Genomic DNA, 18,229 nt, shown 5'->3' on the forward strand with positions numbered 1-18,229 from the left:
CCAGATCCGAGCACGTGGCGCCCAGCCGGTCGCGTCCCGCCCAACCCTCTACCGAGAGGTCACTTCCGCAGCGACACGCCGCCCAAACCCCTGCTGTGGTGACCGGTCGGCGAGGATGGGGTGGTGTTCGGAGCGAAGATCATTGCGGACTCGGTCTCGGCGGGCGGGCATCGGCTGGTGACGATGGAGGTCACGTTTCCGCGGCTGGTGCTGGCGGAGTTCAACACGCACCGGATGTTCTCCCGGAACAGCGCGTCCAGCCGGGCGATCCCGGTCAAGACACAGCTGGCCCGGGTCCGGGACGAGCCGTTCGTGCCCGAGGGCTGGGGGCGCAACCAGGCCGGCATGCAGGCCGAACGGGAGGTCGACGAGGCGGCCGCCGGCGAGGCCCGGGAGGTCTGGCTGGCGGCCCGGGACCGGGCGGTCGAGCAGGTCGAGCGGCTGCTGGAGCTGAAGATCCACAAGCAGCTGGCGAACCGGCTGCTGGAGCCGTTCCTCTGGCACACGGTGATCGTCACGGCGACCGACTGGAGCAACTTCTTCGCGCTCCGGGCCAATCCCGAGGCGCAGCCGGAGATCGGCCGGGTCGCCGCCCTGATGCGTCAGGTGTACGACTCCGGGACGCCGGTCGACGTGCCGGACGGGTCCTGGCACCTGCCGCTGCTGCAGCCGGAGGAGTACGACGGCAGCTTCGAGCACACCGAGCAGGCCCGGCAGGTGTCCGCCGCGCGCTGCGCCCGGGTCAGCTACCTGACCCACGACGGCCGGCGTGACCTCGACGCGGATCTCAAGCTCTACCGGCGACTGGTCGAGAGCGGGCACCTGTCGCCACTGGAGCATGTCGCCACGCCCGACCCGGCCGGCACCAGGATCGGCAACTTCGTCGGCTGGCGCCAGCTGCGCAAGACGATTCCGGGCGAGGCCGACTTCGCCTCCTGGTCCGGTACGGCCCTGTCAGACTGAGCGGATGCCGAGTTCCGTGCACCTGATCCGCGCCGCCGACCTCTCCGACATCGCCGAGTACGCCTACGCCGCCACCGCCCCCGCCGAGGCTCGGTTGATCTTCCTCGCCGGGTCCTGCCCGCTGGACGAGGACGGGACGACCGTCGCGGTCGGCGACTACGCCGGCCAGGCAGCGGCCTGCGTCGAGACCATGACCCGTGCGCTGGCCGCCGCCGGGGCGACGATCGAGGACGTGATCAGCACCCGGGTCCTGGTGGCCTCGTCCGACCAGGCCGATCTGGTGACCGCCTGGCAGGTGGTCCGGGACGCGTTCGGTGATCATGACGTGCCGAGCACGCTGCTCGGGGTGACGGTGCTGGGTTATGCCGACCAGCTCGTCGAGCTCGAAGCGGTCGCCGCCGTCGTCGACTGACCGGCCTGCCGAGGCCTGAGGGTCGCGACATCGAGCCGGCCGTCGGCACCGCCGGCCGCCCGCACCTCAGGCGCCCAACTCTGACCCGACCGCACTCATCGAGTGGACACCTGGACCGCGTCTCGGCGGCAGATCGAGGTCGAACTGTCACTCGGCGCAGGAACGAACCCTCGGGTGGTCGACGCGCCGCTGATCAAGGATCCACGGCTAGGGATGATCCGGCTGGCCGGACCGGGCCGGTTCCGAGAGACCGAGGTGCCAGCGGGTCAGCTCGGTCCGGGTGGTCAGACCGGTCTTGGCGAGGATGCGCCGGACGTGGCTCTCCACGGTGCGCTCGGACAGGACCAGGCGGGCCGCGATCTCCCGGTTGGTCAGCGCCTGGGCCACGAGCGCGAGCACCTCGCGTTCCCGGTTGCTCAGCGGGTCGGCCGGCCGTTCGCTCGGCAGCAGGGCGGCGAGCAGAGCCTCCGCCGTCCGCAGCGGACCCGGCAGGTCCAGCCGGCGGGCCAGCTCGGCCGCCGTCCGGGCGTGCTCCGCGGCACGGGTGTAGTCATCCTTCGCGGTCAGGGCGCGGGCCAGGCCGAGGTGCCCGTGGGCCAGGAAGGGCCGGGCGCCGATCCGTTCGTCGATCCGCAGTCCGGTCTCGTACTGCTCGATCGCCGTCGCCGGCTCGCCGAGAGCGAGCGACAGCCCGCCGAGGATCCGGGCGATCGCGCCGGTGTAGTAGACGGTGCCCGAGCCCATGATCACGGTGCTGCCGAAGCTCTCCTCGATCAGCCGGCGCAGTGACCGGCAGGTGTCGGTGTCGCCGAGCGCGACGGCCAGCTCCGACAGGAAGGCCAACACCGCCGTGGCCATCACCCGGTTCGGGTCGTCCACGCCGGGCAACGCGGCCCGGTAGAGCGACGCCGCCTCCTCCCGCCGGCCGACCAGCAGCAGCGCCTGGGCCAGCGCCGCCTTGCCCACCAACGGGAACTGGCTCAGATCCCGCAGCAGCTCGGTCCAGCCCGGACTGAGATCGGCGGGATCGCCCCGGACCCCCGCCATGAAGATCGACAGGCCGAAATGGGTGAAGTACACCGACTGATCGCCCCAGTCGGCCGCGATCTCGGCCGCTTCCGCGGCACGCCGCCGACACCGTACGAAATCGCCGACCAGCGCCGCCTGCGTGGCCTGCCGGCGCAGCAGGTGCCAGCGGACCAACGGCAGCCCGGTCCGGTCGGCCAGCAGCTCGATGGCGGCGAGCTCGCGCTGCGCCGTCGCCGCATCGGCCAGGTGCATCGCGCCGTCCGAGCACCAGATGTGGGCCCACAACTCGGCCAGCGGCCGGCCGGTACGCTCCGCGAGGGCCAGCGCCCGGCGGCCGATCGCGATCGCCTCGGCGTCGCGGCCGGGCCGCCACTCCAGTGAGACCCGGGCGCGCAGCGCGTCCAGTTCGGCGTCGGCGTCGCCGGCCGCCACCGCGTGGTCGTACGCGATCCGTGACCATGGGCCGGCCTCGGCGATCAGGTCGAGCTCGAGCAGGACGCAGGCCAGCTGCGCCTCCACCCGGGCGCGCAGCCGCGGCGGCCCGTCCTCGCTCAGCCGGTCCAGCGCCCGGCGGCACAGCCCGAGCAGTTGCTGGTTGATCGCCGGATGAGCCAGCCCCTGGACGATCAGCGCGGCACGGCAGAGCACCTCGCCGCGGTCGGTCCGGTCGCCCTCGTCGGCCGCCTGCAGGCAGGTGGCGATGCTGTCCTCCAGCCGGCCGCTCAGGTACTGCACCCGGGCCAGGTCCAGCAGCAGTTCGGCCCGGTCCACGGCGGCATCGGGGCCGGCGTCCAGCGCCAACTGCAGATAGCGGGCCGATTCCGCGTAGCCGCCGGCGACCCGGGCCGAGTCGGCGGCCCGGATCGCCCACACTGCGGCCTGGGCCGGTTCGCCCGCCCGGTGCCAGTGCGTCGCGACCGCGCCGGCCCGGTCGTCGCCGCTGACGGCCGGCGGTTCCAGCAGCAGCGCCGCGGCCCGGTGCAGTTGCGCTCGCCGTGCGGCCGGGATCGAGGCGTAGACGGCGTCCCGGACCAGCCCGTGCGCGAACCGGACCCGGGTCCCGGACGTCGGCAGCTGCAGCAGCCCGGCTGGCACGGCGGGCCGCAGCCGGTCCAGCACCGGACCGGAACCGCCGACCAGCTCGGCCAGCAGGTCTGCCTCGGCCTCCGTACCCAGCACGCTGAGGCCGGCGACCAGCGCCGCAGCCTCCGGCCCGGCGGTACGGAGCGCGACGGCGACCAGGTGCCTCAGTTCGGGCTGTTCGCCGACCGTGTCGTCCCAGGCCCGCCGGCCGCGCAGCTGACCGCCGGCGACCCGGGCCAGCGTCCGCAGCAGCAGCGGGCTGCCGCCGGACAGCCGGGTGGCGTGCCGTACCGCGGCATCGTCGGCCTGCGCGACCGACGCGGACAGCATCGCGGCCGCCTCGGCGGGGGACAGCGGCCCGAGCCCGATCAGTTCGCTGGCCCGATGGGCAGGTGAGTCGGCGAAGTCCCCGATCGACTCCCGGTGGGTGCCGACCAGGAGCAGGGGCAGCCGGCGGATCTCGGCGGCGAGCCGGTCCAACAGCCGCAGCGTCGCCTGGTCCGCCCATTGCAGGTCGTCCAGCACGATCAGCAGCCCGGGCCCGCCGGCGGCGCACTCGGCCAGCGCATCCAGTACCGCGGTGTCGGCGGCGAACGTCGCGGCGGCGGCGTCCTCGACGGAGGCCTGGCCGCGTTCGCCGGCCCCCGCGGCCAGTGCGCCGACCGCGGCCGCCGGGCCGGGCCAACCGCGCAGTGCCCGGGTCCACGGCCAGAGGGCGGGCATCCCGGCATCGGCGAGGGCGGTGCCCCAGCCGACCGGCCCCGGAGCCTCGGCCACCAGCTCCTCGACCAGCCGGGTCTTGCCGATGCCGGCCGGGCCGGTGACCAGGACCAGCTGCCCGGTGCCGGACCGGGCCCCGGCCAGCCGACGGCGCAACAGAGCCAGCTCCTGCTGCCGCCCGACGAGCGGGTCGGCCGTCCCCGGATCGGGCCCCATGGGCGCAGTATGCAGTACCGGATTGCGTGCCACCACTGATGTTGCGGGACCGGTAGCGGGGCGACCGTTGACCGCATGAGACAGACCAGAGACCTGAGCCGTGCGGTACGGCAGCTGTTCGCCCCGGCGCACCGTCCGGGCCTGATCGGGGCCGAGGTCGAGCTGATCCCGGTCAGCGACCCCAGCCGGCCGGGTCCGGTCGACCCGGCCACCCTGACCGCCGGTTTCGACCCGGACTTCGTGGCCGCGGCCCGGCCCAGCTTCGAGCCGGGCGGGCAGCTGGAGTTGAGTCCTCCGCCACGGCCCGGGCCGGCCGAACTGGTCGCCGACCTGGGCCGGCTGATCGATCGCGCCGAAGCGATCGCGCGGTCCCGCGGCGTCCGGCTGGTGGCGGCCGGCGTGAACCCGTACCACGGTTGCGCGGAGGTGCCGCTGCGGACGCCGACGCCGCGCTACACGGCGATGCAGGCGTTCTTCGACCGGACCGGGCCGGCCGGGCGCCGGATGATGCGGCTGACCGCTTCCCTGCAACTCGCCGTGGACCTGCTGCCCGGGCCCGCTGGCCGGGAGCAGTGGCTGGTCGCGAACCTGGCCGGACCGGCGCTGACCGTGGCGTTCGACAACTCCGGCGGCGAACGGACCCGGATCTGGCGCGCCCTCGACCCGGTCCGGACCGGCTACGACGGGCGACACCTCGACCCGGCCGATCCGGTCGGCGCCTACCTGGCCTTCGCCGCGGCCGCGCCACGGTTGCCGATCCCGGAGACCGCCGACCCGGCCTATCACCTGACCACCCTCTTCCCGCCGGTACGCCCTCGCGGCGGCTATCTCGAGCTGCGCTACCTGGACGCCCAGCCGGCGCACCGGATCGAGGCCGCCGTACGGACCGTCGGCACCCTGCTGACCGATCCCGCCGCCCGGCGGGAAGCGCTCGACCTGCTGCTGCCGCGGGTCGGAGAGCAGGACCGGGCCTGGGCCGAGGCGGCGGCCGGGCACGCCCCCGAAGCGGCCGAGCTGCTGGCCATCGCCGGCACCGCGGTGGTCGGCACCGGCGGTGCGCGATGAGGATCGTGTTCGTCGCCGACCCGCTGGAGCGGCTGGACGCGGCCATCGACACGAGCGTCGGCCTGATGCATGCGGCGCGGGACCTCGGTGCCGAGGTCTGGGTGACCGAGGCGGCCCGGCTGGAGGTGGTCGACGGCCGGGCGCGGGCGGCGGCGCGCCGGATCGAGCTGGCGCCGGCCCGCCCGGACCGTGGCTGCCGCTGGCGGGTGCCGGACCCGTGGTTCTCCGTGCTGGACGCTCGGCCGGTCTGGCTGGACGACGTCGCCGCCGTCTTCCTGCGCACCGAGCCACCGGTCGACGAGGTCTTCACGGCCGCGACGTTGATCATGGACCTGATCGACCCGGGCCGGACGGTGCTGGTGAACGCGCCGCAGTCCTTGCGGGAGTGCAGCGAACATCTGTTCCCGCTCCGCTTTCCTGATCTTGTCCCGCCGACCGTCGTGACCGCCGACGAACGTACCGTCCGGGACTTCCTGGCCGAGCACGGCACGGCGGTGATCAAACCGGTGGACGGGTTCTCCGGTCGCGGCGTGCTCCGGCTGGACCGGCACGACCCGAACCTCACGTCGCTGATCGAGATCAGTACCGCCCTCGGCTCCCGGCCGGTGCTGGTGCAGCGCTATCTGCGGGAGGTCGCCGCCGGCAACAAGCGACTCTTCGTGATCGACGGCGCACCGGTGGCCGCGGTCCACCGCTTCCCGGCCGCCGGCGACTTCCGGATCGGCCAGCCTGCCGCCGAGGCGCCGATCACCGCACGGGACCGGGAGATCTGCGCCCGGCTGGCCCCGGACCTGCGCCGGATGGGCATCCGGCTGGCCGGGCTGGACGTGATCGGCCCGTACCTGATCGAGAGCAACGTGACCAGCGTCGGCGGACTGCGCAAGGCGGACGCTCTGCTCGGCTGGACGCTCTGCGCCGACCTGCTCGACCACCTCCTGAAACCAAACCTGGAAAGGACATCAGCATGATCATCAACCTCGACTCCCTCGGCCTCGGCCTGATCACGGCGATCGTCTGCGTCGCCGTGCTGGCCGCGCTGATCTTCCTGCTCGGCTTCAACGTGTCCCGGCTGCGCGGAGTCACGGCGCAGCAGGGCGGCTCGCAGGCTCCCACCGACCCGACCAGCCCGCTGTTGATCGCGATGCGGGCGCACGGCAACGCGATCGAGTACGTCCCGACGCTGATGCTGCTGTTCCTGCTGGTCGGGGCGTTGGCCCCGGTCTGGGTGGCGTTGCCGTTGATCATCGGCGGCACCGTGGCCCGGCTGCTGCACGCGTACGGGATGGTGACGGCGAGCACCCTCGCCGCGGAGGATCCCAAGCGGATGATCGGCGCGATGGGCACCTATCTGTTCGGCGTCGGCCTGGCCGTCGCCGCGGCGATCACCGCGTTCTGATGTCCGATCGGCCTGTGACCGCGCATCCCACCGCCGCGGCTCTGCGGTCGCCGGCGCTGCGCCGCTACCTGGCCGGGCAGGTGCCGTCGGTCACCTGTTCCTGGGCCCAGGTGGTCGCGCTCGCCTGGCTGGTGGTGCAGCAGGACCCGCAGGCGCTCGGTCTGGTGATCATGCTGCAGTTCCTGCCCACACTGGTGATCGGGCCGTGGTTCGGTGCGCTGGCCGACCGGCACGACCGGCGCCGGGTGCTGATGATCGCCGAAGCCGGGCTGGCCGCGGTCGCCGCCGGCTATGCGCTGACCGCGATCACCGGCACCCTGACCCTGCCGGTGATCTGTCTGCTGGCCGCAGCCTGGGGCGTGATCAACGCGCTGGACACGCCGGCCCGGCGGGCCCTGGTGCCGATGCTGGTGCCGGCCGAGCTGGCCGCCGCCGCTTCGGCGCTGACCGGGACCGCGATGCTGCTCGGGATGACCGCCGGCTCGGCTCTCGGCGGGATCCTGGTCGGCACCATCGGGGCGGCCGGTGCCTTCGCCGTCAACGCGCTCTCCTTCGCCGCCGACGTGGTCGCCCTGGCCACGATCCGGACCGGGCCGTCGCCCCGGGTGACCCGGGCTGCCGGGCAGGTGCGTGAGGGGCTCGGCTATCTGTGGCGGGTCCCGGTGTTGCGGGCCACCACGCTCTCCTTCGCGCTCCTGGCCACGTTCGGGTTCACCGTGCAGGTGTCGGTGCCGATCCTGGTCCGGGTCGGTTTCGCCGGCGGGCCCGACCTGGTCGGCGCCGCCTTCACCGCCGGCACCGCGGGCAGCCTGGCCGGGATGGTCGCCACCGCGCTCCGGCGCCGGTCCGGGCCGCCGTCACTGGCGCCGGCCGCCGCGGCGCTCGGCGGGGCCCTGCTGCTGACCGCCGTCGCGCCGGCCGTCCCGGTGCTGCTGATCGCGTTGACCGCCACCGGGTTCGCCTGGTCGGTCTGCATCATGGCGGCGACCGCGATCCTGCAGACCGCCGAGCCGGCGCTGACCGGCCGGGTGATGGCGATCTTCGCGGCCGTCCTGCTCGGCGGTACGGCGACCGGCGGCCCGATCGCCGCCGCGGTGGCCGGACTGGCCGGGCCTCGAGCGCCCTTCCTCGTCGGCACCGTCGCCGCCGTCACGTCGAGTTTCCTCGCCCTGCACGCCGCCTACCGGCCGGCCAGCGGGCCACGCCGACCGATCGCCGGCCGGGTCAGTGAACCGTGATGATCACCTGACGCGTCTTGGCCGGCTCCTCGGCCGTCGACCAGCCGGTCCGGTCGTCGACGACGCTCTGCCAGCGTTGATCACCGACGGTGACCGCGGCGACTCCGTACTCCTCGAGGTTGGCGACGGCGAATTGACCGTACGCCCACGCGGCGGTGTCCGACTTCGCGGTGATCGTCACGGTCGTGCCCTCGCGGCTGAGCTTGAGCTTCCCGAACGTCTTCTGCAGTGCCGAAGCCAGGCCCTTCGCGTCGCCGGCGTCCGGGCTGCGGTCCAGGCAGGCGATGGCGGCGGGGGAGTGCCCGGTCAGCGCGCTGGCCAACGCCCGGCCGTCCGATTCATGATCACGATAGGCGTCCGGGTAGGCGCTGATCTGCACCGCCTGGGCCACCTCGGTGATGTCCCGCTTCTGCCAGTTCCTGATCTTGACCAGGGCGTCGTAGAAGGCGCCGGTCGAGTAGTACGGGTCCATGATCTGCTTCGCCGTGCCCCAGTCCTGGGACGGCCGCTGCTGGAACAGCCCGAGCGAATCACGATCGCCGTAGTCGATGTTGCGGATCTCCGATTCCTGGTACGCCGTGGTCAGCGCGATCGACGCGGCCCGCGCCGGCAGTGAGCGCTTCAGGGTCAGCCCGGCGATGATCGAGGCATACTTGGACTGCTCGAGGTCGACCACCACCGACGTCTCCCCGGTGGTGATCATGCAGCTGTCCGAGATCGACGGCCGGACCCCTTCGGTCAGGCCGGAGCAGGCCGGCGCCGCGACGACCAGGGCCAGCGTGGCGGCCAGGCCGGCCGCACGTCTCCCGATCATGATCAATGCGCGTGCAGGGCGGCGTTCAACTCGACCGCCTTGCCCTGCCGGTTGCGCACCTCCACCTTGCCGGTGACCGAGTTGCGGATGAACAGCAGCCCGCTCTGGCCGGCCAGTTCGATCGCCTTGATCACCCGGCCGTCCGGCAGGGTGATCTTGGTCCCCTCCGTGACATAGAGGCCCGCCTCGACCACGCAGTCGTCGCCGAGCGGGATGCCGAGGCCGGAGTTGGCGCCGAGCAGGCAACGCTCGCCGATCGAGATCACCTGCTTGCCGCCGCCGGACAGGGTGCCCATGATCGACGCGCCGCCGCCGACGTCGGAGTCCTTGCCGATGATCACGCCGGCCGAGATCCGGCCCTCCACCATCGCCTTGCCGAGGGTGCCGGCGTTGTAGTTGACGAAGCCCTCGTGCATCACCACGGTGCCCTCGGCCAGGTGCGCGCCGAGCCGGACCCGGTCCGCGTCGGCGATCCGGACCCCGGCCGGCACCACGTAGTCGATCATGCGCGGGAACTTGTCCACGCCGAACACCGTCAGGTGGCCGCGCTCGGTCCGCAACCGAGTCCGTACCTCTTCGAAGCCGTCCACCGCACACGGCCCGGCGGAGGTCCAGACGACGTTGGCCAGAGCGCCGAAGATCCCGTCCAGGTTGACCTGCCAGGGGCGGACCAGCCGGTGGCTGAGCAGATGCAGTCGCAGGTACGCGTCGGCGGCGTCGGCCGGGCCGGCCGCGAGCTCGATCTCGGTCCCGACCAGCTCGGTCCGCACCCGCCGCACCGGGTCCGCGGCCGCGGCGGCGGCCAGCTCGGCGGGCGGTTCGGCCGGCAGGCGGTCCAGGGTCGGCGCGGGGTAGTAGGTGTCCAGCACCTGGCCGCTGTCGTGGATCGTCGCCACGCCCCAACCGGACGCGTGCGAACTCGGGCTGTCCGTCATGGGGGCAACTGTAGTGACCGTGCGCAGCGACCCCCGACGGCTGGGGTTAGGGTCTGGAGCGTGTTGAACCTCGAGGGAGACCTGCCCGGCCTGCTGCGTTCCTTGATCGACATCGAATCCGTGAGCGGCAACGAGCAACGGATCACCGACGAGGTGGAGACCGCCCTGAGTGCGTACCCGCACCTGAAGGTGATCAGGGACGGCAACGTGCTGATCGCCCGGACCGAGCTGGGCCGGCGGGAACGGGTGGTGATCGGCGGGCACCTGGACACGGTCCCGATCGCGGACAACGTGCCGGCCACGATCACCGGCGAGGGCGACGACCTGCTCGTGCACGGCCGCGGTGCCTGTGACATGAAGGGCGGCGTCGCGGTGCAGCTGGCGGCGGCCGCTGCGCTGACCGAGCCGAATCGCGACCTGACCTGGATCTTCTACGACAACGAGGAGGTCGAGGCCGACCGCAACGGGCTGTTCCGGATCACCCGGGAACGGCCCGAGTTGCTGGCCGCCGACTTCGCGGTGCTCGGCGAGCCGACCAACGCCGGGATCGAGGGCGGCTGCCAGGGCACGATGCGGGTCGCGGTGACCTTCACCGGCCTGGCCGCGCACTCGGCCCGCTCCTGGCGCGGCCACAACGCGATCCACGACGCGCACGGACTGCTGGCCCGGCTCGCCGATCACCAGGCCCGTGAGGTCGAGGTGGACGGGCTGATCTACCGGGAGGGCCTGAACGCGGTCCGGATCGAGGGCGGCATCGCCGGCAACGTGATCCCGGACCGCTGCCGGGTCCTGATCAACTACCGGTTCGCACCGGACAAGGACGTCGCCGGCGCCGAGGCGTACGTCCGCGAGGTGCTCGCCCCGTACGACCTCGAGGTGGTGGACGCCGCGCCGGGCGCCCGGCCCGGCCTGGACCGCCCGATCGCGGCCGACTTCGCCGCGGCCGTCGGCGGCACCCCGGGACCGAAGTTCGGCTGGACCGACGTGGCCCGGTTCGCCACGCTCGGCGTACCGGCGGTCAACTACGGCCCGGGCGACCCGAACAAGGCGCACACCGACGACGAGTTCTGTCCCGCCGCCGACCTGGAGCGCTGCCGTACCGGCTTCCTCACCTGGCTGAGCTGACCCACTAGGGTCGGCGGCGTGACCGAGATCGTCCGACGCCATGCCGAGAACCATGATCAACGCCTGCTGGACAGCCGCGGGCCGGCCGACTGGGTGCACACCGATCCGTGGCGGGTGCTGCGGATCCAGGCGGAGTTCATCGACGGCTTCGACGCCCTCGCCGACCTGGGCCCGGCCGTGGCGATCTTCGGCTCGTCCCGGGCCGCGGCGGACCACCCGATGGCGGTCGCGGCGGAACGGCTCGGCGGCGACCTGGCCCGGGCCGGGCTGACGGTGATCACCGGCGGCGGGCCGGGCATCATGGCGGCCGCCAACAAGGGTGCCCTGGAGGCCGGCGGGACGTCGGTCGGGCTGGGCATCGAGGTGCCGCACGAGCAGGGCCTCAACTCCTACGTCAACCTCGGGATCAACTTCCGCTACTTCTTCGTCCGCAAGGTCTGCTTCGTCAAGTCGAGCCAGGGTTTCATCGTCTTCCCCGGCGGGCTGGGCACGTTCGACGAACTGTTCGAGGCGCTCACCCTGGTGCAGACGAAGAAGGTGACCCGGTTCCCGATCGTGCTGTTCGGCAGCAGCTACTGGCAGGGCCTGCTGGACTGGGCCGAGCAGACGGTGCTGGCCGAGGGCTTCATCAGCGAATCGGATCTGTCCCTGGTCACCGTCACCGACGACGTCGACGAGGCGGTCGCCACGCTCCGGGCGGCGCTCTGACGACCGGACCCGTGAAAGGATCGACCCCATGGAGTGGTTCATCGCGGCCCTGGTCGTCGTCGCGCTCGGCGTCGTCGCCGTTGCGGGATCGGGCAAGCTTGGTGGCATGAGCCGGGAGCCCGACCGCGACGTGTACCGCCAGAATCCCTGGCCGGACGACCAGCCGGTGACCTCGGCCGACGTCTCGGACGTCAAGTTCGGCATCACCCTGCGCGGGTACGCGATGGACCAGGTGGACGACGTGCTGGACCGGCTGGCCGGCGAGCTGGCCGAGCGGGACGCGACCATCGCCGACCTCCGGGCGAAACTCGCCGCCAACGAACTGCGCTGACCGTGCTGCTGGTCGACGCCTCCATGCGGACGGACGCGCCGGCGCCGGCCGCCTGGCGCGCGGTGATCGACTGGCCCGGCCAGGCCCGCTGGATCCCGCTCACGACGGTACGGGTCCGGACCGGCCACGCCACCGGCCTCGGGGTCCGGGTCGAGGCGTTCTCCGGCCTGCGGCTCGGCCCGCTCCGGGTCGGCCTGCTGGACCGGTTCGTGGTCACCGGCTGGCGGGAACCCGGCGCGGACGGCGGCCCGGCCGAGGTCGAGGTGCTGCATCTCGGGCCCGGCTTCACCGGTGTCGGCACGATCCGGGTGCTGTCAGTGCCCGGTGGCAGCATCATCGCCGTGACCGAATCGTTCCTGCCGCCCGGCGGCGCCGTCGCGGCCCCGCTGGTCCGTCCGTTCCTGCCGCTGCTGCGGGCCGGCCTGTCGTTCAGCCTGCGCCGGCTGGCCCGGCTGCTCTCCCGGGACCTGCCGTGACCGCGTTGCCGGGACCGGACGGCCGGTTGCGCTGTTCCTGGGCGCTGTCCGCCCCGGAGTACGTGGCGTACCACGACGAGGAGTGGGGCCACCCGGTGCGGACCGTGGACGGACTCTACGAGCGGCTCACCCTGGAGGCGTTCCAGTCGGGCCTGGCCTGGATCACCATCCTGCGCAAGCGGGAGAACTTCCGCGCCGCCTTCGCCGGGTTCGACCCGGAGCGGGTCGCCGAGTTCGGGCCGGCCGACGTGGAACGGCTGATGGCCGACACCGGCATCGTCCGCAACCGGGCCAAGATCGACGCCGCGATCGCCAACGCCGCCGTCGTGCAACGGATGGGCGAGTCGTTCGCGGAGCTGATCTGGTCCTATGCGCAGCCGGACCGGCCGCGACCCGCCGACGACGCCGCGGTGCCGGCGCAGACCCCCGAATCGGTGGCCCTCTCGAAGGCGCTGAAGCGCGAGGGAATCCGATTCTTCGGCCCGACGACGGCCTACGCGATGATGCAGGCGGTCGGCTTGGTCAACGACCATCTGGCCGCCTGCGAGACCGGCTGAATCGGCCCCTCACGTGCGACCCGACCTGCGGTCGCGAGCCAGATGCGGAATAATTGCAGCGAGAGCTGCCGAACCGATGAAGATCGTCGACAACAAGGGATTGAGGGTGAGCGATGGCTGCCATGAAGCCGCGGACCGGTGATGGACCGATGGAAGTCACCAAAGAAGGACGCGGAATCGTCATGCGGGTGCCGCTCGAAGGAGGTGGCCGGCTCGTCGTGGAGCTCAATGCGGAAGAGGCCGCCAAGCTGGCCAGCGAGCTGAAGTCCGTCGTCGGCTGACCGAACCCGACGGCTTCGGCCCCGCAGTCCGGCTCGGACTGCGGGGCCGACCCGTACTGCCCATCGACTGATCCGAAGGACGCGTCTTGACCACCCTCCATGCCAACTGCGTCGCCGTGGAGTCCATCCTGATCTCCGAGGGGCTGCCCGGCCGGATCCGGATGCTCCCCGACGCCGCCACCACCGCGCAGCTCGCCGCCGATCAGCTGGGCTGCCCGGTCGGCGCCATCGCCAACTCGCTGATCTTCGCGGTCCAGCCGGACGACGGCGGCGACCGGCAGCCGATCCTGGTGATGGCGAGCGGCGCGTACCGGGTCGATGTGGAGAAGGTGTCGGCGACCGTCGGCGGCCGGCTCCGGCGCGCGGACGCCGACTTCGTCCGGGCGCACACCGGCCAGCCGATCGGCGGTGTCGCGCCGGTCGGGCATCCGGCTCCGCTGCGTACCGTGGTGGACCGCAACCTGGCCCAGTACGAGACCCTGTGGACCGGCGGCGGCATCCCGCACGCCGTGGTGCCCTGGAGCTATCCGGACCTGCTCCGGCTCACCGGCGGCACCGAGATCGACGTGATCTGATCACGCACGCTGATGCCGGGCGATGGCGGCCCGGTACACGTCGACGGTCTCGGCAGCGATCTTGGACCAGGAGAATTCGTCGATGCAGCGTTGCCGCCCCGCCGTGCCGAACCGCGCGGCGAGGTCAGGGTCGCGCAGCAGCGAGTTGATCTTGGTCGCGAAGTCGTTCTCGAAGGCCGCGACGTAGTCCGGGTCGCCGGCCCGGTCGGGGGAGTACGGCACCAGCAGCCCGGTCTCGCCGTCGACGACGACCTCCGGGATCCCGCCGACCGCGCTGGCGACGACGGCCGTTTCGCAGGCCATCGCCTCCAGGTTGACGATGCCGAGCGGCTCGTACACCGAAGGGCAGGCGAAGATCGTCGCCCGGGACAGCACCTGCCGGACCTGCTCGCGGGGCAGCATCCGCTCGATCCAGACCACATGATCACGGGTCTCCCGCAACCGGCTGAACGCGTCGCCGATCTCGCGGGCGATCTCGGGGGTGTCGGGGGCACCCGCCAGCAGCACCAGCTGGGCTTCCTGATCAAGGTGGGCGGCGGCGCGGACCAGGTGGATCAGGCCCTTCTGCCGGGTGATCCGGCCGACGAAGACCACGGTCGGCCGGTCGGGGTCGATGCCCAGCGCGGCCAGGTGATCGGTGCCGGGGTCCGGCGCGAACTCGTCGGTGTCGATGCCGTTGCGGACCACGTGCACCTTGGCCGGATCAAGATCACGATAGGAGGCCAGGGTGTCGGCCCGCATGCCGTCGCTGACCGCGATCACTGCGTCGGCCGCCTCGAACGCGGTCCGCTCCGCCCACGACGAGAGCCGGTAGCCGCCCCCGAGCTGCTCGGCCTTCCAGGGCCGGTGCGGTTCCAGCGAGTGGGCGGTGACCACGTGGGGGATGTCGTGGTAGAGGCCGGCCAGATGCCCGGCCAGGTTGGCGTACCAGGTGTGCGAATGGACCAGGTCGAGGTCCCCGATCGCGGCTGCCATGGCGAGATCGGCGCCGAACACGCGGTAGGCGGCGTTCGCCCCGGCCGGGTGGTCCTCGGCGTGTGCGGTCGCCCCGTCGCGCGGCTCGCCCATGCAGTGCACGTCGACGTCGATCAACCGGCGCAGCTGCGGCACCAGCTGTCCGACGTGCACGCCGGCACCGCCGTAGATCATCGGCGGGTACTCCCGTGTCAGCACCCCGACCGCCAAACGATCACTCATGGCTCGATGGTGTCATACCCGCCGCGTTTGTCGGAGGGCTTGTCGGAAGCCCGTTGATCAGCTTAGGTTTCGGGCATGGCGACGCGTCCGAAGGTGCTGTCGATCGTGTTGGCGGGAGGCGAGGGCAAGCGCCTGATGCCGTTGACGATGGACCGTGCCAAACCTGCGGTGCCGTTCGGTGGGACGTACCGTTTGATCGACTTCGTGCTGTCGAACCTCGCCAACGCGAACCTGCGCCAGATCGCCGTGCTGACCCAGTACAAGTCGCACTCGCTGGACCGGCACATCTCGCTGACCTGGCGGATGTCGACCATGCTCGGCAACTACGTGACGCCGGTGCCGGCCCAGCAGCGGCTCGGCCCGCGCTGGTACCAGGGCAGCGCCGACGCGATCTTCCAGTCGATGAACCTGATCATCGACGAGGCGCCCGATCACGTCGTCGTGTTCGGTGCCGACAACATCTACCGGATGGACGTCGAGCAGATGCTGGACGCCCACATCGAGGGCGGCAGCGGCTGCACGATCGCCGGCATCCGGGTGCCGCGCAAGCAGGCCAGTTCGTTCGGCGTGATCGACTCCGATGTCGACGGCAAGATCAAGAGCTTCCTGGAGAAGCCGGCCGTGCCGCCGGGGCTGCCGGACGATCCCGGGTCCAGCTTCGCGTCGATGGGCAACTACATCTTCTCCGCCGAGGCCCTGGTGGACATGCTCACCACCGACGCCGAGAACACCGACTCCCGGCACGACATGGGTGGCGACATCATCCCGTCCTTCGTGGCCGGCGGTGACGCCCGGGTGTACGACTTCACGGCCAACACCGTGCCGGGCGCGACCAGCCGGGACGCCAGCTACTGGCGCGACGTCGGGACCATCGACGCCTACCACGAGGCGCACATGGACCTGGTCTCGGTGGACCCGGTCTTCAACCTGTACAACCTGGACTGGCCGATCTGGACGTACCAGGTACAGATGCCGGGCGCGAAGTTCGTCCTCGAGGGCACCGCGGAGGACTCGATCGTCAGCCCGGGCTGCATCATCTCCGGCGGTTCGGTGGACAGTTCAGTGCTGTCGCCGAACGTCCGGGTGGAGGAGCGCGCCGTCGTCGACCGCTCGGTGCTGCTGAACGGGGCCCTGGTCGCCCCGGGCGCCGTGGTCCGCAACGCGATCCTGGACAAGAACGTGATCGTCCCGCCCGGCGCCGAGGTCGGAGTCGATCCGGAGGCCGACCGGGCCCGCGGCTACACCGTGTCCGAGGGCGGCATCACGGTGGTCGGCAAGGGCATCACCGTGGATCGGGCTAGGCACCCGGGGTGACGGCGATCAGCAGACCGTCGCCGCAGGGCAGCAGCGAGGAGATCAGGTCGTCGTCGTCGTGGATCCGGTCCAGGGTCTCCCGGACGGCGAGAGTCTCGTCGTCGTCGTTGGACCGGTCGGCGACCCGGTCGTGCCAGAGCGCGTTGTCGACCGCCAGCACGCCGCCTGGCCGGAGCAGGCGCAGCGCCTGCTCGATGTAGTCGGGGTACTCGAGCTTGTCGCCGTCGACGAAGACGAGGTCGTACGCGCCGTCGCTGAGCCGCGGCAGCACGCTGAGGGCGGCGCCCGCGATCAGCCGGATCCGGCGGCTCTCGATGCCGACCTCGGTGAAGGCCTGGCGCGCGATCCGCTGGTGCTCCGGCTCGATGTCGACGCTGGTCAGGATCCCGTCCGGGACCATGCCGGCGTAGAGGGCCAGCCCGGACACGCCGGACCCGGTGCCGATCTCCACGACGTGCGAGGCGCGGACCATCCGGGCGAGCAGGGTCAGGGCGCCGGCCGTACCGGGGCTGACCGGCTTGACACCCAGGTCCTCGGCCTCCTGCCGAGCCTTCGTCGCGGCATCGGACTCGGTGGCGAAGTCCTCGGCGAACATCCACGAGGCCGCCGACGGAGCGGTCCTTTCCTGTTCCGACAGGGCATCCATGCCGCTCACCCTATCCGCGTGCGCCGGTGGCCATCCGACGAACCGCCCCAAACCGCGGCTGCGTTGATTTTTCGTGGCGTTGTCGGCGCGGATCGGCGGAGAAACCGTCGCGCGCGTACGGGGAGGGAAGCCGATGTTCTCGCCCAGGCCCGGGAAAGGGCGCCAACCAGGGCCGACACCCGGTTTCACGGTCACGTCGCGGCCCTAGAATGACGCGCATGCCGGACGTACCGCCCTTTGGACATCTGATCACCGCGATGGTGACCCCGTTCGCGAAGGACGGCTCGCTCGACCCCGCCGGCGCCGCCGAACTAGCCCGGCATCTGGTGGACGACCTCGACAACGACGCCCTGGTGATCAGCGGGACCACGGGCGAGTCCCCGACCACGACCGCCGAGGAGAAGATCACCCTGCTCCGCGCCGTCGTCGAAGCGGTCGGCGACCGGGCCAAGGTGATCGCCGGCGTCGGGTCGTTCGACACCCGGCACACGATCGAGACCGCGCACGAGGCCGAGGCTGCGGGCGCGAGCGGGCTCCTGGTGGTCACGCCCTACTACTCCAAGCCGCCGCAGGAAGGCCTGCTGCAGCACTTCCGGACCGTCGCCGACGGCACCGGCCTGCCGATCATCGTGTACGACATTCCGCACCGCGCCGGGATCCCGATCGCGACCGAGACCATGATCAAGATCGCCGAGCACCCGCGGATCGTCGCGGTCAAGGACGCCAAGAGCGATCCGGTCGCCTCGGCCACCGTGCTCAGCCGAACCGACCTGGCCTACTACTCCGGCGACGACGCGATGACGCTGCCGCTGCTCGCGGTCGGCGCCGTCGGCGTGGTCGGCACCTCGACCCACTTCACCGGGCGCGGCATGAAGCAGCTCATCCAGGCGTTCGCGAAGGGCGACACGGCCGAGGCCTTGCGGCTGCACCGGGAACTGCTGCCGGTCTTCACCGGCGTCTTCGCCACGCAGGGCTGCTCGATGGTCAAGGCCGGCCTCGAGCTGCAGGGCCGCGGCGTCGGCGGGCTGCGGCTGCCCCAGGTGCCCGCCACTGACGAGCAGCGCCGGGTGTTCGGCGAGCAGCTCCGCGCCGCCGGCCTGCTCGACTGATCCGACCGAGGTGACCGGAAACCGCCAGAAACTGTCAGT

Annotated in this window: 20 protein-coding genes; 15 read left to right on the forward strand and 5 right to left on the reverse strand. The window is 72.0% G+C overall.

Annotated elements, in window-relative coordinates; genetic code table 11:
• The first annotated feature begins 123 nt into the window (after positions 1–123).
• Positions 124–963, forward strand: a complete 840-nt coding sequence (locus AC6CCG_RS33360) for an FAD-dependent thymidylate synthase (protein ID WP_496659173.1) — start codon at positions 124–126, stop codon at positions 961–963.
• Positions 964–967: 4 nt separating this feature from the next.
• On the forward strand, positions 968–1,375 hold the full coding sequence (locus tag AC6CCG_RS33365; protein ID WP_496659174.1) for a RidA family protein: 408 nt from the start codon (positions 968–970) through the stop codon (positions 1,373–1,375).
• Between the two features lie 207 nt (positions 1,376–1,582).
• Here AC6CCG_RS33365 and AC6CCG_RS33370 read toward each other — a convergent pair whose 3' ends face one another.
• On the reverse strand, positions 1,583–4,423 hold the full coding sequence (locus AC6CCG_RS33370; RefSeq protein ID WP_496659175.1) for an ATP-binding protein: 2,841 nt from the start codon (positions 4,421–4,423) through the stop codon (positions 1,583–1,585).
• 75 nt (positions 4,424–4,498) lie between these two features.
• On the opposite strand from AC6CCG_RS33370, the gene AC6CCG_RS33375 reads away from it, so the two are divergent.
• From AC6CCG_RS33375 to AC6CCG_RS33390, 4 genes are read left to right on the forward strand one after another with little or no spacing between them, the layout of a single operon-like run.
• Positions 4,499–5,488 carry a glutamate-cysteine ligase family protein gene (locus AC6CCG_RS33375; RefSeq protein WP_496659176.1) on the forward strand — a complete coding sequence of 330 codons (990 nt, stop codon included), beginning with the start codon at positions 4,499–4,501 and terminating at the stop codon, positions 5,486–5,488.
• Positions 5,485–6,456 carry a glutathione synthase gene (gene gshB, locus AC6CCG_RS33380; RefSeq protein WP_496659177.1) on the forward strand — a complete coding sequence of 324 codons (972 nt, stop codon included), beginning with the start codon at positions 5,485–5,487 and terminating at the stop codon, positions 6,454–6,456. The genes AC6CCG_RS33375 and gshB overlap by 4 nt, the downstream gene beginning before the upstream one ends.
• Positions 6,453–6,884 (forward strand): MAPEG family protein, encoded by a 432-nt coding sequence (locus AC6CCG_RS33385; RefSeq protein WP_496659178.1) that lies wholly within the window; start codon positions 6,453–6,455, stop codon positions 6,882–6,884. The genes gshB and AC6CCG_RS33385 overlap by 4 nt, the downstream gene beginning before the upstream one ends.
• A 14-nt stretch (positions 6,885–6,898) precedes the next feature.
• Positions 6,899–8,122 carry an MFS transporter gene (locus tag AC6CCG_RS33390; protein ID WP_496659179.1) on the forward strand — a complete coding sequence of 408 codons (1,224 nt, stop codon included), beginning with the start codon at positions 6,899–6,901 and terminating at the stop codon, positions 8,120–8,122.
• On the opposite strand, the gene AC6CCG_RS33395 is transcribed toward AC6CCG_RS33390, so the two are convergent.
• Positions 8,109–8,936: a hypothetical protein gene (locus tag AC6CCG_RS33395; protein WP_496659180.1), complete on the reverse strand. Its 828-nt coding sequence runs from the start codon at positions 8,934–8,936 to the stop codon at positions 8,109–8,111. The genes AC6CCG_RS33390 and AC6CCG_RS33395 overlap by 14 nt on opposite strands.
• Positions 8,937–8,938: 2 nt before the next feature.
• Positions 8,939–9,871 carry a 2,3,4,5-tetrahydropyridine-2,6-dicarboxylate N-succinyltransferase gene (gene dapD / locus AC6CCG_RS33400; RefSeq protein WP_496659181.1) on the reverse strand — a complete coding sequence of 311 codons (933 nt, stop codon included), beginning with the start codon at positions 9,869–9,871 and terminating at the stop codon, positions 8,939–8,941.
• A 60-nt stretch (positions 9,872–9,931) separates the two neighbouring features.
• Here dapD and dapE point away from each other — a divergent pair, with 60 nt between their 5' ends.
• The 7 genes from dapE to AC6CCG_RS33435 all read left to right on the forward strand — a co-directional run bounded on the left by dapE (position 9,932) and on the right by AC6CCG_RS33435 (position 13,924).
• Positions 9,932–10,996, forward strand: a complete 1,065-nt coding sequence (gene dapE / locus AC6CCG_RS33405) for a succinyl-diaminopimelate desuccinylase (protein ID WP_496659182.1) — start codon at positions 9,932–9,934, stop codon at positions 10,994–10,996.
• Positions 10,997–11,014: 18 nt separating this feature from the next.
• A complete protein-coding gene (locus AC6CCG_RS33410; RefSeq protein WP_496659183.1) occupies positions 11,015–11,704 on the forward strand; it encodes an LOG family protein in 690 nt (229 codons plus the stop codon).
• 28 nt (positions 11,705–11,732) lie between these two features.
• Positions 11,733–12,035, forward strand: a complete 303-nt coding sequence (locus tag AC6CCG_RS33415) for a DivIVA domain-containing protein (protein WP_496659184.1) — start codon at positions 11,733–11,735, stop codon at positions 12,033–12,035.
• A 2-nt stretch (positions 12,036–12,037) separates the two neighbouring features.
• A complete protein-coding gene (locus AC6CCG_RS33420) occupies positions 12,038–12,511 on the forward strand; it encodes an SRPBCC family protein (RefSeq protein ID WP_496659185.1) in 474 nt (157 codons plus the stop codon).
• The gene (locus AC6CCG_RS33425; RefSeq protein WP_496659186.1) at positions 12,508–13,068 is read left to right on the forward strand and encodes a DNA-3-methyladenine glycosylase I; all 561 of its coding nucleotides are present in this window, start codon (positions 12,508–12,510) and stop codon (positions 13,066–13,068) included. Before AC6CCG_RS33420 ends, AC6CCG_RS33425 begins: the two co-directional genes overlap by 4 nt.
• Before the next feature lie 113 nt (positions 13,069–13,181).
• Positions 13,182–13,349, forward strand: a complete 168-nt coding sequence (locus AC6CCG_RS33430; RefSeq protein ID WP_152360374.1) for a DUF3117 domain-containing protein — start codon at positions 13,182–13,184, stop codon at positions 13,347–13,349.
• 86 nt (positions 13,350–13,435) lie between these two features.
• Positions 13,436–13,924 (forward strand): YbaK/EbsC family protein, encoded by a 489-nt coding sequence (locus AC6CCG_RS33435; protein ID WP_496659187.1) that lies wholly within the window; start codon positions 13,436–13,438, stop codon positions 13,922–13,924.
• On the opposite strand, the gene glgA is transcribed toward AC6CCG_RS33435, so the two are convergent.
• Entirely contained in the window at positions 13,925–15,109 is a 1,185-nt protein-coding gene (gene glgA, locus AC6CCG_RS33440) for a glycogen synthase (protein WP_496659204.1), read from the reverse strand.
• 87 nt (positions 15,110–15,196) lie between these two features.
• Between glgA and glgC the strand changes: the two genes are divergently transcribed.
• A complete protein-coding gene (gene glgC, locus AC6CCG_RS33445; RefSeq protein ID WP_496659188.1) occupies positions 15,197–16,435 on the forward strand; it encodes a glucose-1-phosphate adenylyltransferase in 1,239 nt (412 codons plus the stop codon).
• Here the strand turns inward: glgC and AC6CCG_RS33450 are convergent.
• Positions 16,419–17,081 (reverse strand): O-methyltransferase, encoded by a 663-nt coding sequence (locus AC6CCG_RS33450; RefSeq protein ID WP_496659189.1) that lies wholly within the window; start codon positions 17,079–17,081, stop codon positions 16,419–16,421. The genes glgC and AC6CCG_RS33450 overlap by 17 nt on opposite strands.
• Positions 17,082–17,299: 218 nt before the next feature.
• Here AC6CCG_RS33450 and dapA point away from each other — a divergent pair, with 218 nt between their 5' ends.
• Positions 17,300–18,190, forward strand: coding sequence for a 4-hydroxy-tetrahydrodipicolinate synthase (dapA, locus tag AC6CCG_RS33455; RefSeq protein ID WP_496659190.1), 891 nt, complete (start codon positions 17,300–17,302; stop codon positions 18,188–18,190).
• The last annotated feature ends 39 nt before the right edge of the window (positions 18,191–18,229 follow it).

The sequence above is a fragment of the Microlunatus sp. YIM B11417 genome, from assembly GCF_059617205.1.

What these genes read in the sequence shown, in the direction of transcription:
- AC6CCG_RS33370 (WP_496659175.1), bottom strand. Translation starts at nt 4,423, where the DNA reads ATGGGGCCCGATCCGGGGACGGCCGACCCGCTCGTCGGGCGGCAGCAG.
- AC6CCG_RS33385 (WP_496659178.1), top strand. Translation starts at nt 6,453, where the DNA reads ATGATCATCAACCTCGACTCCCTCGGCCTCGGCCTGATCACGGCGATC.
- AC6CCG_RS33395 (WP_496659180.1), bottom strand. Translation starts at nt 8,936, where the DNA reads ATGATCGGGAGACGTGCGGCCGGCCTGGCCGCCACGCTGGCCCTGGTC.
- dapD (WP_496659181.1), bottom strand. Translation starts at nt 9,871, where the DNA reads ATGACGGACAGCCCGAGTTCGCACGCGTCCGGTTGGGGCGTGGCGACG.
- glgC (WP_496659188.1), top strand. Translation starts at nt 15,197, where the DNA reads ATGGCGACGCGTCCGAAGGTGCTGTCGATCGTGTTGGCGGGAGGCGAG.
- AC6CCG_RS33415 (WP_496659184.1), top strand. Translation starts at nt 11,733, where the DNA reads ATGGAGTGGTTCATCGCGGCCCTGGTCGTCGTCGCGCTCGGCGTCGTC.
- AC6CCG_RS33375 (WP_496659176.1), top strand. Translation starts at nt 4,499, where the DNA reads ATGAGACAGACCAGAGACCTGAGCCGTGCGGTACGGCAGCTGTTCGCC.
- AC6CCG_RS33450 (WP_496659189.1), bottom strand. Translation starts at nt 17,081, where the DNA reads ATGGATGCCCTGTCGGAACAGGAAAGGACCGCTCCGTCGGCGGCCTCG.
- AC6CCG_RS33365 (WP_496659174.1), top strand. Translation starts at nt 968, where the DNA reads ATGCCGAGTTCCGTGCACCTGATCCGCGCCGCCGACCTCTCCGACATC.
- dapA (WP_496659190.1), top strand. Translation starts at nt 17,300, where the DNA reads ATGCCGGACGTACCGCCCTTTGGACATCTGATCACCGCGATGGTGACC.
- gshB (WP_496659177.1), top strand. Translation starts at nt 5,485, where the DNA reads ATGAGGATCGTGTTCGTCGCCGACCCGCTGGAGCGGCTGGACGCGGCC.
- AC6CCG_RS33430 (WP_152360374.1), top strand. Translation starts at nt 13,182, where the DNA reads ATGGCTGCCATGAAGCCGCGGACCGGTGATGGACCGATGGAAGTCACC.